Source organism: Prevotella sp. AM23-5 (genome assembly GCF_003473645.1).
Classification (GTDB): Bacteria; Bacteroidota; Bacteroidia; order Bacteroidales; family Bacteroidaceae; genus Prevotella; species Prevotella copri_A.
Window position 1 is genome coordinate 84,745 of record NZ_QUCG01000001.1, and the last position, 13,622, is coordinate 98,366.

The 13,622-nt window shown below is 47.0% G+C and carries 11 protein-coding genes; 5 read left to right on the top strand and 6 right to left on the bottom strand.

Going from position 1 to position 13,622, the window contains the following annotated elements; translation table 11 throughout:
* Entirely contained in the window at window positions 1-1,662 is a 1,662-nt protein-coding gene (locus tag DW657_RS00355) for a RagB/SusD family nutrient uptake outer membrane protein (RefSeq protein WP_118310982.1), read from the top strand.
* A gap of 152 nt (window positions 1,663-1,814) precedes the next feature.
* On the opposite strand, the gene guaA is transcribed toward DW657_RS00355, so the two are convergent.
* From guaA to groES, 6 genes are all read right to left on the bottom strand, one after another.
* Window positions 1,815-3,425 (bottom strand): glutamine-hydrolyzing GMP synthase, encoded by a 1,611-nt coding sequence (gene guaA, locus DW657_RS00360; RefSeq protein ID WP_118310983.1) that lies wholly within the window; start codon window positions 3,423-3,425, stop codon window positions 1,815-1,817.
* A gap of 31 nt (window positions 3,426-3,456) precedes the next feature.
* Window positions 3,457-4,233, bottom strand: coding sequence for a nucleotidyltransferase family protein (locus DW657_RS00365; protein WP_118310984.1), 777 nt, complete (start codon window positions 4,231-4,233; stop codon window positions 3,457-3,459).
* A gap of 76 nt (window positions 4,234-4,309) precedes the next feature.
* On the bottom strand, window positions 4,310-5,854 hold the full coding sequence (locus DW657_RS00370; RefSeq protein WP_118311035.1) for an RNase adapter RapZ: 1,545 nt from the start codon (window positions 5,852-5,854) through the stop codon (window positions 4,310-4,312).
* Window positions 5,838-6,053 carry a transporter gene (locus tag DW657_RS00375; protein WP_118310985.1) on the bottom strand — a complete coding sequence of 72 codons (216 nt, stop codon included), beginning with the start codon at window positions 6,051-6,053 and terminating at the stop codon, window positions 5,838-5,840. Before DW657_RS00375 ends, DW657_RS00370 begins: the two co-directional genes overlap by 17 nt.
* Window positions 6,054-6,407: 354 nt before the next feature.
* Window positions 6,408-8,036, bottom strand: coding sequence for a chaperonin GroEL (gene groL / locus DW657_RS00380; RefSeq protein ID WP_117662835.1), 1,629 nt, complete (start codon window positions 8,034-8,036; stop codon window positions 6,408-6,410).
* Window positions 8,037-8,069: 33 nt separating this feature from the next.
* Window positions 8,070-8,342, bottom strand: coding sequence for a co-chaperone GroES (groES, locus tag DW657_RS00385; protein ID WP_117662833.1), 273 nt, complete (start codon window positions 8,340-8,342; stop codon window positions 8,070-8,072).
* Window positions 8,343-8,746: 404 nt separating this feature from the next.
* On the opposite strand from groES, the gene sppA reads away from it, so the two are divergent.
* The 4 genes from sppA to thiL are packed head-to-tail and all read left to right on the top strand — an operon-like array spanning window position 8,747 to window position 13,565.
* Window positions 8,747-10,531 (top strand): signal peptide peptidase SppA, encoded by a 1,785-nt coding sequence (sppA, locus tag DW657_RS00390; RefSeq protein WP_118310986.1) that lies wholly within the window; start codon window positions 8,747-8,749, stop codon window positions 10,529-10,531.
* A gap of 34 nt (window positions 10,532-10,565) precedes the next feature.
* Window positions 10,566-11,735 (top strand): tetraacyldisaccharide 4'-kinase, encoded by a 1,170-nt coding sequence (lpxK, locus tag DW657_RS00395; RefSeq protein ID WP_117662828.1) that lies wholly within the window; start codon window positions 10,566-10,568, stop codon window positions 11,733-11,735.
* Window positions 11,620-12,429, top strand: a complete 810-nt coding sequence (locus tag DW657_RS00400; protein WP_118310987.1) for a purine-nucleoside phosphorylase — start codon at window positions 11,620-11,622, stop codon at window positions 12,427-12,429. The genes lpxK and DW657_RS00400 overlap by 116 nt, the downstream gene beginning before the upstream one ends.
* 26 nt (window positions 12,430-12,455) lie before the next feature.
* Window positions 12,456-13,565 carry a thiamine-phosphate kinase gene (gene thiL, locus DW657_RS00405; RefSeq protein ID WP_089544268.1) on the top strand — a complete coding sequence of 370 codons (1,110 nt, stop codon included), beginning with the start codon at window positions 12,456-12,458 and terminating at the stop codon, window positions 13,563-13,565.
* Window positions 13,566-13,622 lie beyond the last annotated feature (57 nt).

Genomic DNA, 13,622 nt, shown 5'->3' on the forward strand with positions numbered 1-13,622 from the left:
ATGAGAAATCTTAAGAAATATATATTCATCGGCATGACCGCCCTCTTGGCAACCTCATGCTCCGATTTCCTCGATACAGCCCCAAAGGATGCACTTTCACCTGTCAGCACCTGGCAGACTCAGGAAGACGCAGACAAGTTCCTCGTTGGCTGTTACAACAACTGGCAAGACCAGTACAACTCCGGTTGGGGTTGGGATGGCTTCCTCCTGTATTGGGATGGTACAAGTGACTTCGGTTACGACCAGTTCCCTTGGGAGGGTTATACAGCCATCGGTAATGGTACCTTGACCGCATCCAGCGGTAGAGACTGGTACGACTTCTCACGCATCCGTCGCGTCAACGAGCTGTTGGCTAATGTGGATAAGTGTAACATGCCAGAAGCAGCCAAGAAGGATATCAAGGCTCAGGCTCGCTGGATCCGCGCTTACCGCTACTTCCTGATGAACTGGAACTATGGTGGTGTGCCTCTCATCGAAAGCTATGCTACTGCAGAGGAAGCGATGGTACCTCGTAATACCGAGCAGGAGGTGAAGGAGTATATCGAAAAAGAACTCGACGAGTTGGTAAACGATATCAATGTAACTCCTGCAGCCCGTGGTCGCATCGCCAAGGGTGCAGCTTTGGCTCTCCGTATGCGCGAGGCTCTCTATTATGGAGACTATGCTACTGCTAAGGATCGTGCTGAGAAGATCATTGCATTGAACCAGTATGAGTTGGACAACAACTATGCTAACCTGTTCAATGTAGCAGGTCAGGATTCCAAGGAAATCATCCTTGCCGTACAGGCTGTAGAAAACGACTACTATAACGATGTGATTGGCCGTATGTACAACAATGCCGATGGCGGTTGGTCTTCTATCGTTCCTAGCTACGGTTTGATCGACACCTACGAAATGGCAAACGGTTTGACCAAGGACGAGCCAGGTTCAGGCTATGATCCTGCTCACCCATTCAACAACCGCGACCCTCGTATGGCGATGACAGTCATCTATCCTGGTTGTGACTACATCAATGGTAATGGTCAGGAAGCTATCTTCAATACACTCGACAAGACGATTGATGGTGCTGCCAACGCCAACTATTATCTCGCTGCCAACAACAGTTCAAAGACTGGTTTGACATGGGGTAAGTACTTGGCACCTATGAACCAGTATGCAGACATCTGGAACACCACTTGCCAGCCTATCGTCTTCCGCTATGCAGAAGTATTGCTTACTTACTGCGAGGCAGAGAATGAATTGAACGGTCCTTCTGCACAGGTTTACACCTATCTGAATATGGTTCGTAACCGTGTAGGTATGCCTGATGTAGATGAAGCTAAGTACAATACCAAGGAGAAGCTTCGTGAATTGATTCGTCGCGAGCGTGGTGTTGAGTTCGCAGGTGAGGGTATCCGCCGTGCAGATATCTTACGCTGGAAGGATGCCAGTGGCAAGATGTTGGCTGAGACTCTGTTGAACTGCACATTGGAGCGCCGTGTAGGTACCGTGAGCATGGATAAGTCTGTGGCTCCTGGTATGCGTGCCACTATTAATGTGAATGCAACAGCAGCAGACAAGAAGATTGAGGATCGTGTATTCAAGACCACCAACCGTTATCTCCCTATCCCACAGGGTGCACGTGATGCTAACCTGCAGTTGAAGCAGAACGACGGTTATTAAAAACAAAAAGTACTGAGTACAACATTACCAAGAAGTACTCAGTACTTATCAATAATAAAAAAGACCACCATCTGAGTTGAATATCCAACTCAAATGGTGGTCTTTTTACATAGATGTGGGTAAGGAAATTTCCTCAGCCCATCATCAGGATATTATTCCCACTCAATTGTCGAAGGTGGTTTTGAAGAGATATCATAGCAAACGCGGTTAACACCCTTTACCTTATTGATAATCTCGTTACTTACCTTAGCCATGAAGTCGTATGGGAGATGTGCCCAGTCGGCAGTCATCGCATCAGTACTGGTTACGGCACGCAATGCAACCGGGTGCTCGTATGTACGCTCATCACCCATCACACCTACTGAACGGACGGTAGAAAGCAATACGGTACCAGCCTGCCAAATCTGATCGTAGAGAGAAACCTCAATCTCGCCATTCTGCATGTCAGCAGGAACACCGGCAGCCAGGACGCGGCGAGCTTCCTCACCACTCAACTTCACCTTATACTCACGCAAGCCACGGATATAGATATCATCTGCATCCTGAAGAATGCGTACCTTCTCTGGAGTGATATCACCCAAGATTCGGACAGCCAAACCAGGACCAGGGAATGGATGACGGGTAATCAGATGCTCAGGCATACCCATAGAGCGACCTACTCGACGAACCTCGTCCTTGAACAACCATTTCAAAGGCTCGCACAACTGAAGGTTCATCTCCTTAGGAAGACCACCTACATTGTGATGGCTCTTGATTACCTTACCAGTGATGTTCAAACTCTCGATACGGTCTGGATAGATAGTACCCTGAGCCAACCACTTGGCACCAGTCTGCTTCTTAGCCTCAGCATTGAAAACCTCCACGAAGTCGCGGCCGATAATCTTACGCTTCTCCTCAGGATCAGTAACACCAGCCAAATCTGCAAAGAATTTCTCTGATGCATCAACACCGATAACATTCAAGCCCAAGCACTTGTAATCCTCCATAACATCACGGAACTCATTCTTTCTGAGCATACCGTGATCTACGAAGATACAGGTGAGGTTCTTGCCGATAGCCTTGTTCAAGAGAACAGCAGCTACACTGGAATCAACACCACCAGAAAGACCCAAGATAACCTTGTCGTCGCCCAACTGCTCCTTCAACTCAGCTACTGTAGTCTCAACGAAAGAGTCAGCACTCCAATCCTGCTTGCTACCGCAGATATCTACCACGAAGTTCTTCAGAAGCTGTGTACCCTGCAAAGAGTGGAACACCTCTGGGTGGAACTGTACAGCCCAAACAGGCTGCTTGGTAGAAGCATAAGCAGCATACTTCACATTGGCAGTAGAAGCGATGCACTTATAGTCCTCAGGAATAGCTGTGATGGTATCACCATGACTCATCCAAACCTGAGAGTTCTCGATGAATCCCTTGAACAAAGGGTTCTCCTTGTCGAACTGCTCCAAGTTAGCACGACCATACTCACGGCTGTCAGCAGCTTCCACCTTACCACCCTGGGCGTAAGAGAGGAACTGAGCACCGTAGCAGATGCCAAGCACAGGAATGCGGCCAATAAACTGGCTCAGATCTACCTTGAAAGCTTCCGGATCATGAACGGAATAAGGGCTACCGCTCAAGATGACACCAATCACAGATGGGTCATCCTTTGGAAACTTGTTGTAAGGCATAATCTCGCAGAAGGTATCAAGCTCACGAACACGACGGCCAATCAGCTGTGTGGTCTGTGAACCGAAATCCAAAATAATAATCTTCTGTTGCATATTGTCTAATTTATAATTTATAATTTACAATTCATAATTCTTTCAGGAATGCTTCCGCTTCTTTCAGCGTCTCCTGCTTTCCCACATCCATCAGCTTGAGGTCGTTCTTCACGTATCCCTCAATGCGAACCTTGTCGCAATGCTTCAGATAGAAGTCCATGATGGGGAACTTATCCGGTTCATTCTCCATCAGCGGGAAAAGCGATGGGGCTACCATGTGAATGCCCGAGAAAGCATACATCTTATAATCTTCTGGATTGAGATCAGGATAAGGACTTTTCACCTCACCTGTCTCTATATTCGTCCAGCCTACCAATCGCATGGTATCATCGAAAAGGAGATAACGCTTGGTCTTGCGTTCGCTCACCAGAAGGCGGGCAGCCAAGGGAGCCTTCTCCTTCACGGAATCCGAAGAATCATCTGAAAGTTCCTTCGACTCCATCTGATAGAATTTCTTCAGATCCACATTGCTCAGGATGTCCACATTATGAATCAGGATAGGCTCTGTCTGATCGAAGAGTGGCCATGCCTTCTTGATACCACCACCCGTTTCTAGGAGCTTTTCGCTCTCATCGCTGATACGGATGTCCATACCGAAATTCTTATTATCACGAAGATAATCGATGATTTGTTTAGAGAAATGATGCACGTTCACCACAATACGAGTGAAACCGGCATCCTTCAACTGAAAGATGACACGTTTGAGCAAAGGTTCTCCCCCGACACTTACCAATGCCTTCGGAATGCGATCAGTAAGTGGCTTCAGGCGAGTGCCCAAACCTGCTGCGAATATCATTGCTTGCATCATTGCTAAATAGCTATATATTAATGTGCGTGCAAATTTACTAACTTTTTGCGAGATAGCCAAATTTGCACGCTAAATATTATTGTTTTGCAGGCAAAACCTGCTCAATATGCTGTTCTCTATGACATATTTGCACTTCTACGCCAAACTTCTCGTGGATATGTTCGGCAAGATGCTGGGCTGAATACACACTGCGATGCTGACCGCCCGTACAACCGAAACAGAACATCAGGGAGGTAAAACCGCGCTGGATATAGCGATTCACGTGATGGTCTGCCAACTTATAGACACTCTCCAGGAACGTCAGAATCTCACCATCATCCTCCAAGAATCGGATCACTGGCTCATCCAATCCCGTAAGTTTCTTGTAAGGTTCATATCTACCTGGGTTGTGAGTACTTCTGCAGTCGAAAACATAACCGCCGCCATTTCCAGACGGATCTTCAGGGATTCCCTTCTTAAAGGAGAAGCTGAATACCCGCACAACCAACGGTCCCTTGCCGTCATACTTGGAATAAGTGGCAGGTCCATCCTGCGGATGCGCACTGTAGATATTGTTATCTGTAATCTTATAACCATCAGCACGGGTTATAGCCGCACTCTCGATGCGCTTAAACTGCTGCAACTCCGTAAGTCGGCGCAGCATATCCATCATATAAGGATATGGGAAAACCTTCTCGCCCATCTTCAGCAGATCACGCAGATTCTGGATAGCAGGCGGAATACTCTCGATGAAGTGCTTCTTGCGCTCGAAATAGCCACGGAATCCATAGGCACCCAACACCTGCAAGGTACGGAAGAACACAAAGAGACTCAGGCGATGCACGAAATGACGTACAGATGGTACCTCGGTATAGTTTTTCAGCGACTGATAGTACTCCCATACCAACTCGCGGCGGAACTTGAAGGAATACTTGGCTGAAGCCTGCCAAAGGAAGGAAGCCAGATCATAATAGAAAGGTCCCTTTCTGCCACCTTGGAAATCAATAAAGTACGGATTGCCATTTTCGTCTAACATTATGTTGCGAGCCTGGAAATCGCGATAGAGGAAACAATCCATCTTTTCTGACGTCAAATCCTTCGCAAAAAGACGGAAGTTGGCTTCCAACTTCAATTCATGGAAATCCAAATCTGTCGGTTTCAGGAAACAATACTTGAAATAGTTGAGATCGAAGAGCACACTGTCCACATCAAACTCTGGCTGAGGATAGCAGTTGGACCAATCCAGCCCACGTGCACCACGCAACTGGATGTTAGGCAACTCACGGATTGTCTTCTTCAGGAGTTCCTTCTCCTTCTGATTGTATCTACCGCCAGCCTCTCTTCCGCCCTTGATGGCATCAAAGAGCGAAGTTCCGCCCAGATCAGTCTGGATATAGCAGAGTTCATCATCACTCACAGCCAGAATCTTAGGCACCGGCAACTGACGGAGGTTGAAATGATTAGCCAGATACACGAAGGCGTGATCCTCATCACGGCTCGTACCGATAACACCTATCACCGTATCCCCATCCTGCTTGATGATACGGAAATATTGGCGGTTACTTCCCTGCCCTGCCAGCTTGATGACATCAGCAGGCTCTTCGCCAGTCCATTGCTTGTAGAGATTAATTAGCTTTTCCATCATCATTCAATTTTCTGCGTTTTCTGTCATCATCTATCTTCTGTGCGAAGTTATCACCGATGAAGAGAAGCAATAAGATACCTAGCGTAGTGAGGAAAGAATTCGTAGTAGTCATTCCTAACTCCGCCTTTGTTATATAAATCAGTCCTCCGATAACGATCAGGAAGACCAATGCCTTTTTCCAATCAATATTATGCATGATACTCAAAAAACTATTTGTTCTGCAAAGATACAACATTTTTCTGAGCTAGCCATAAGATTAAGCATATTTTTGAGATGAGCACAAAAAAAATCGGATGTCTCACGACAACCGATTTTCAAAAACAAACTACTTAAAAACTAATCTACTAAAACAAATCAAAAAAATATCTTCATCGACCTCACGGTCGGTATTACCTTTTCTTTTCGCTTGCAAAGTTACAAAAAAAGCGTATTAGCACCAAACAATTTTGCGATTTTTTGCATATCAATTGCTAAAAAAACAAAAAAAATAGGGATAATTCTCTGAGAATCACCCCTATTTGTTATATTTAGGTTGCAAAAACGCACTCTATTACATCATGCCGCCCATACCTGGAGCTGCAGCAGGTGCAGCTGGAGCTGGCTCTGGTTTATCAACCAATACGCACTCTGTTGTCAGGAACAGACCTGCGATAGAAGCTGCGTTCTCCAAAGCAACACGCTCAACCTTAGCAGGATCTACGATACCAGCCTGACGCATATCCTCGTAAACATCCTTGCGGGCATTGTAACCGAAGTCACCCTCGCCCTCGCGAACCTTGTTGACGACTACAGAACCCTCGCCACCAGCATTGGCTACAATCTGACGGAGAGGCTCCTCGATAGCACGCTCTACGATGCGGATACCAGTTGTCTCATCGGCGTTGTCACCCTTCATATCCTTCAAAGCCTCGAGGGCACGGATATAAGTAGTACCACCACCAGCAACGATACCTTCCTCGATAGCTGCACGGGTAGCGCAGAGAGCATCGTCAACACGATCCTTCTTCTCCTTCATCTCTACCTCAGAGTTAGCACCTACGTAGAGAACAGCAACACCACCAGCGAGCTTAGCCAAACGCTCCTGAAGCTTCTCCTTATCGTAAGAAGACTTGGTGTTCTCAATCTCGTTCTTGATCTGAGCTACACGATCCTGGATATTAGCCTTCTCACCATGACCGTTTACGATAGTTGTATTATCCTTGGTAACAGTAACCTTGTCAGCAGAGCCCAGCATTTCCAATGTTGCCTGCTCCAACTTCAAGCCCTTCTCCTCAGAGATAACAACACCGCCTGTCAATACAGCAATATCCTCCAACATAGCCTTGCGACGGTCGCCGAAACCTGGAGCCTTTACAGCACAAATCTTCAAACCGCCACGCAAACGGTTAACAACCAATGTTGTCAAAGCCTCAGAATCAACATCCTCAGCGATTACCAACAAAGGACGACCGCTCTCAGCAGCTGGCTGGAGAATTGGCAAGAACTCCTTCAGGTTAGAAATCTTCTTATCGTAAAGAAGGATGTATGGATTATCCATTACACATTCCATCTTGTCTGCGTCAGTCATGAAGTAACCGCTCAAGTAACCACGATCGAACTGCATACCCTCAACAACACCGATATTGGTATCACGGCTCTTGCTCTCCTCGATAGTGATGACACCATCCTTAGAAACCTTGCGCATAGCGTCAGCCAAGAGCTTACCAATCTCTGCATCGTTGTTGGCAGAAACAGTAGCCACCTGCTCAATCTTGTCATAGTTGTCATCTACCTGCTCTGCATGATCCTTGATGAAGGCAACAACTGCAGCAACTGCCTTGTCGATACCACGCTTCAAATCCATTGGGTTAGCACCTGCAGTTACGTTCTTCAAGCCCTCAGTTACGATAGCCTGAGTCAGGATAGTAGCTGTTGTAGTACCGTCACCGGCATCATCACCAGTCTTGCTGGCAACGCTCTTTACGAGCTGTGCACCGGTATTCTCAAACTTGTTCTCCAACTCTACTTCCTTAGCTACGGTAACACCATCCTTAGTAATCTGAGGAGCACCAAACTTCTTTTCGATTACCACGTTGCGTCCCTTAGGACCAAGAGTTACCTTTACTGCATTTGCCAACTGATCAACACCCTTCTTCAAGAGGTCGCGGGCATCCATATTATATTTAATATCTTTAGCCATTTCTTTATTCTTAATTAAAATGTTAATTATCAATTACTCTTCTACCACAGCGAGAACGTCGCTCTGGCGCATCATCATATACTTAGTACCATCAAACTCAAGTTCAGTACCAGCATACTTTCCATAGAGAACAGTATCGCCCTCCTTGAGAATCATTTCTTCATCCTTGGTACCTTTACCTGTTGCAACGACCTTACCGCGCTGTGGTTTCTCCTTTGCTGTATCAGGGATAATGATTCCACCTACTTTTTCTTCAGCTGGTGCAGGAAGTACCAGCACTCTATCTGCTAATGGTTTAATATTCATGATTCTTATATTTTAATTTGTTATTACTTCTATTTTTCGTCTTCACTTCAGCCTATTCGGGCATACGCCAGACACCCTCACCCTATACGAAAAGCGTGCCAAAGCGTCAAAACTGACACTTTGGCACGCTCACAACTACACATCTACTGACATTTCTGTCAGCCTTTACCTAAAAATGCTGAAGCCACCCGTTGGTTTCTTGGGTAGATAACAAGTGAGTTCACTCTGTCCATCCGTACTGTTCTTCAATACGAACTTCCTTGCTGTGATAAGCATTTTTTGTTAACACAACGTTATATTTTCATCATTTTTCGGTGTTTTTGTACAAATCTCTTTGTCATTTGTTACTTTTTTACTATATTTGCAGAAAAATAAATCGGTATCAACGTAATATAGACAGAATTATGAAGCAATTTTTCAAGAATGTAGCAGCTACCATCGTAGGTATCTTCGGATTCGGAATCATCATGATGATTCTCGCCGTCATCACACTTATTGGTATGATCTGCAATAGCAGCAAGACTCCTTCACTGAAAGACAACTCTGTGATGGTGATGAAGCTGCAAGGTCAGATCAGTGATCAAGCAAACGACGACTGGTTGGGACAGCTCACCGGTAACCAATATAACAACCTTGGCATGAACAATATCCTCTCAGCCATCAAGAAGGCAAAACAGGAGGATAAGGTGAAGGGTATCTATCTGGAAACGGGTATTCTGAGTACAGACTACGCTACATTGCAGGAAATCCGCAACGCTCTTGCCGACTTCAAGAAGAGCGGCAAGTGGATCATCGCCTATGGTGATGCCATGACCCAAGGTGGATATTACCTGGCTTCGGTCGCCAACAAAATCTATGTCAACCCGGAAGGTTCGGTAGATTGGCACGGTATTGCCTCACAGACACAATATATAAAAGATGTGGCTGCCAAATTTGGCGTTCACTTCACCATTGTAAAGGTGGGCAAATACAAGAGCTTCACCGAGATGTACACAGAGGACAAGATGAGCGATGCCAACCGCGAACAGGTTACCCGATATATCGGAGGTCTCTGGAATCAGATTCTGGCAGATGTCAGCAAGAGCCGAAACATTTCCAAGGATTCCCTGAATCGCTATGCAGACGGACTTATGGCATTCGATGATACCAAGCTCTTGAAATCCAGAAAGATGGTAGATGGATTCTGCTATTATGATGAAATCAGAGACGTAATAAAGAAACAGCTCGGTCTGAAAACCGATGAGAAGATTTGTCAGGTATCTATGAGTGATGTAAATGCAGCCGTAGATGACAGTAACCTTCTTGGCGACCAGATTGCCGTATATTATTGCCAGGGAGAAATCGTAAGAGTAGCAACTCCAGGCGCATTCGGAAGCGAGCAGCAGATTGTGAGCAACGACGTGATACAGGATCTGCAGGATCTGGGCAACGACAAGAACATCAAGGCTGTGGTACTCCGCATCAACTCAGGTGGTGGCGATGCCTATGCCTCAGAACAGATCTGGCGTGCAGTCAGTCAGCTCAACAAGAAGAAACCAGTAGTGGTATCCATGGGTGGTATGGCTGCTTCGGGTGCATATTATATGAGTATGGGTGCCAGCTATATCATGGCTCAGCCAACAACACTGACGGGCAGCATCGGTATCTTCGGTGCCTTGCCAGACATCAGTGACCTGATGACCAAGAAGTTGGGATTCAAATATGACGAGGTAAAGACCAACCGCAACAGTGCCTACGGCAGTGCCGGCAGTGCCCGTCCTTGGAGTGCAGAAGAAATCGGCCATCTCCAGGCTTATGTCAACCGTGGCTATGGCCTCTTCCGCCAGCGTGTGGCTGATGGCAGAAAGATGAAGACCGAAGAAGTGGAGAAGATTGCACAAGGAAGAGTATGGCTCGGAACCGACGCCAAGAGCATCAAACTGATTGACGGTTTTGGCAGTCTCGACGACGCTGTTGCCAAGGCAGCTCAACTTGCCAAGGTTTCCGATTACGGAACCACAGAGTATCCTATGCCTGCAGACTGGATAGACCAGCTTTTAGACGGACTGTCAGGCAGCGGCGGCAACTATCTCGATGAGCAGTTACGACTCACACTGGGTGACCTCTACCAACCATTTATGATGATTCGCAACATCAAGGAGAAAGAACCAGTGCAGGCAGCAATGCCATTCGTACTGAATATACATTAATATATATAATAAGGTATAAAAAAGGAGTGAGGAAATGAGAACAGAAGGAGATCTGATAAAGATCAACGATTGGCTGCTACCGCTCAGTTGGATATACGGCAGCATCGTAAGATTCCGCAACTGGCTCTTCGACATCGGATTGAAGAAGAGCCGCGACTTCTCGATTCCCGTCATCTCGGTGGGCAATATCACCGTGGGCGGTTCGGGAAAGACTCCGCATGTGGAATACTTGATTCGCCTCTTGCACGACAAGGTGAAAATTGCCGTGCTGTCACGTGGATACAAACGCAAGAGCCACGGATATGTACTTGCAGATGAAAATACAGAAATGTCGGATATAGGTGATGAGCCATTCCAGATGCACCAGAAGTTTTCTGATATCTACGTAGCGGTAGATGCCAAACGAGTAAGAGGCATCAACAACCTGCAAAGCAACGAAGAGACCAAGGATGTAGATGTGGTATTGCTTGATGATGCCTTCCAGCATCGCTATGTCAAGCCAGGCATCAATATCCTCCTGGTAGATTACCATCGTCTCATCATCTACGACAAGATGCTACCAGCAGGAAGACTGCGCGAACCATTGAGCGGAAAGAGCCGTGCCGACATCGTGATTATCACCAAATGTCCAAAGGATCTGAAACCTATGGAGTTTCGTGTACTCACCAAGGCTATGGATCTCTATCCATTCCAGAAGCTCTACTTCACCTGCATCGACTACGATACACTGAAGGGTGTTTTCACTGGAAAAGAACTGAAAGATCCAAAAGACTATCACGTGCTTCTGCTCACCGGCATCGCGTCTCCAAAACAGATGGAGCACGACCTGAAACCGATGGTCAAGGAGATGAAGTCTCTCTCTTTCGGCGACCATCACCGCTTCAAGAACAAAGACATTGACCGCATCAATGAGGCATTCGAAGCCTTGCCGGAACCACGCATCATCATCACAACAGAAAAGGATGCCGTGAGACTGAGAGAGGCAGAAGGACTCTACGAGAGTGTGAAAGAAAGCATGTACGAATTGCCTATCAAGGTAAGCTTCATGCTTGACCAAGAAGATAATTTTAACGAAAAGATAATAAGCTATGTACGAAAAAATTCAAGAAACAGCATCCTGGCTAAGAGAAAGGATGAGCACAAGTCCGAAGACTGCAATCATTCTGGGAACAGGTCTCGGACAATTAGCTTCAGAAATAACTGATAGTTACGAATTCCCATATAGTGAAATTCCTAACTTCCCGGTATCTACCGTAGAAGGACATGCAGGCAAGCTCATCTTCGGAAAGCTGGGCGGCAAGGACATCATGGCGATGGAAGGCAGATTCCACTTCTATGAGGGATATAATATGAAGGAAGTAACTTTCCCAGAGCGCGTGATGTTCGAGTTGGGCATCGAGACCCTCTTCGTAAGCAATGCCTCTGGCGGAATGAACCCTAAGTTCCAGATCGGTGACCTGATGGTTATCGACGACCACATCAACTTCTTCCCAGAGCATCCATTGCGTGGCAAGAACTTCCCTACCGGTCCTCGCTTCCCAGATATGCACGAGGCATACGACAAGCAGCTCCGTAATCTTGCCGACGAGATAGCCAAGGAGAAGGATATTCCTGTTCAGCATGGTGTATATGTGGGCGTCCAGGGTCCTACCTTCGAGACTCCGGCAGAGTACCGCATGTACCGAACCCTGGGTGGTGACGCCGTAGGCATGAGCACCGTTCCAGAGGTGATCGTGGCCCGCCATTGCGGCATCAAGGTATTCGGCATCAGCATCATCACCGACCTCGGCGGCTTCGACGTTCCTGTAGAGGTAAGCCATGAGGAGGTGCAGATTGCTGCCAATGCTGCTCAGCCTAAGATGACTGAGATTATGCGAGAAATGATTCGCAGATCATAATTATTAATTATAAATTATAAATTATCTTGGATATAGCTAAGTTGGGTGAGTTTGGACTGATAGACCATCTCACCAAAGGATATGAAAACAAGAACGCCTCTACTGTTTATGGCGTAGGCGATGACTGCGCGGTGATGCACTATCCCGACAAGGAGGTGCTGATGACTACCGACATGCTGATGGAAGGTGTGCATTTCGACCTGACCTATATTGATATGCAGCACCTGGGTTACAAGAGTGCCATGGTCAATATCAGCGACATCTTCGCCATGAACGGAACGCCACGCCAGATGGTGGTAAGCATTGCACTGAGCAAGCGCTTCAAGGTAGAAGATCTTGATGAATTCTACAGAGGCCTGCGTATGGCTTGCGATAAGTTTGGCGTTGACATCGTAGGTGGCGACACCACTTCCTCACTCACCGGTCTTGCCATCAGCATCACCTGCATTGGCGAGGCTGCAAAGGAAGATATCGTATATCGCAGCGGTGCCAAGGAAACAGACCTCATCTGTGTAACCGGCGACCTGGGTGCTGCATATATGGGTCTGCAGCTCCTGGAACGCGAAAAGGCTGTATATTACGGACAGGTAGAAGACATCCGCAAGAAGATGGCAGAGGCAAAAGCGCAGGGTGACGACCAGAAGTTGGCAGCCCTCAACAAAGACTTGCAGGAAATGCGTAACTTCCAGCCAGACTTCGCCGGCAAGGAATACCTGCTGCAGCGCCAGCTCCAGCCAGAAGCTCGCGGCGACATCATAGCCCAGCTCCGTGAGGCAGGCATCCGACCTACCGCTATGATGGATATCAGCGACGGCTTGAGCAGCGAGTTGATGCACATCTGCGAACAGAGCAACTGCGGCTGTCGTGTCTATGAGAAGAATATCCCTATCGACTACCAGACAGCAGTTCAGGCAGAGGAATTCAACATGAACCTCACTACCTGTGCCATGAATGGTGGCGAAGACTATGAGCTTCTCTTTACCGTTCCTATCGGCGACCATGCCAAGATCGAGGAAATGGAAGGCGTGAAGCAGATTGGTTACATCACCAAGGAGAGCCTCGGCAAGTTCCTCATTACCCGCGATGGTCAGGAATTCGAACTCAAGGCGCAGGGATGGAATCCTCTGAAAGACTAGTTTCACGAATCGCCTTCTCTAAGGAAGAAACCCGAAAGAGGCGATTTTAGTTAATAA

Excerpts from the sequence above, each read along its gene's own strand:
- DW657_RS00355 (WP_118310982.1), top strand. The coding sequence starts at position 1 with ATGAGAAATCTTAAGAAATATATATTCATCGGCATGACCGCCCTCTTG.
- guaA (WP_118310983.1), bottom strand. The coding sequence starts at position 3,425 with ATGCAACAGAAGATTATTATTTTGGATTTCGGTTCACAGACCACACAG.
- DW657_RS00365 (WP_118310984.1), bottom strand. The coding sequence starts at position 4,233 with ATGATGCAAGCAATGATATTCGCAGCAGGTTTGGGCACTCGCCTGAAG.
- DW657_RS00370 (WP_118311035.1), bottom strand. The coding sequence starts at position 5,854 with ATGGAAAAGCTAATTAATCTCTACAAGCAATGGACTGGCGAAGAGCCT.
- DW657_RS00375 (WP_118310985.1), bottom strand. The coding sequence starts at position 6,053 with ATGCATAATATTGATTGGAAAAAGGCATTGGTCTTCCTGATCGTTATC.
- groL (WP_117662835.1), bottom strand. The coding sequence starts at position 8,036 with ATGGCTAAAGATATTAAATATAATATGGATGCCCGCGACCTCTTGAAG.
- groES (WP_117662833.1), bottom strand. The coding sequence starts at position 8,342 with ATGAATATTAAACCATTAGCAGATAGAGTGCTGGTACTTCCTGCACCA.
- sppA (WP_118310986.1), top strand. The coding sequence starts at position 8,747 with ATGAAGCAATTTTTCAAGAATGTAGCAGCTACCATCGTAGGTATCTTC.
- lpxK (WP_117662828.1), top strand. The coding sequence starts at position 10,566 with ATGAGAACAGAAGGAGATCTGATAAAGATCAACGATTGGCTGCTACCG.
- DW657_RS00400 (WP_118310987.1), top strand. The coding sequence starts at position 11,620 with ATGTACGAAAAAATTCAAGAAACAGCATCCTGGCTAAGAGAAAGGATG.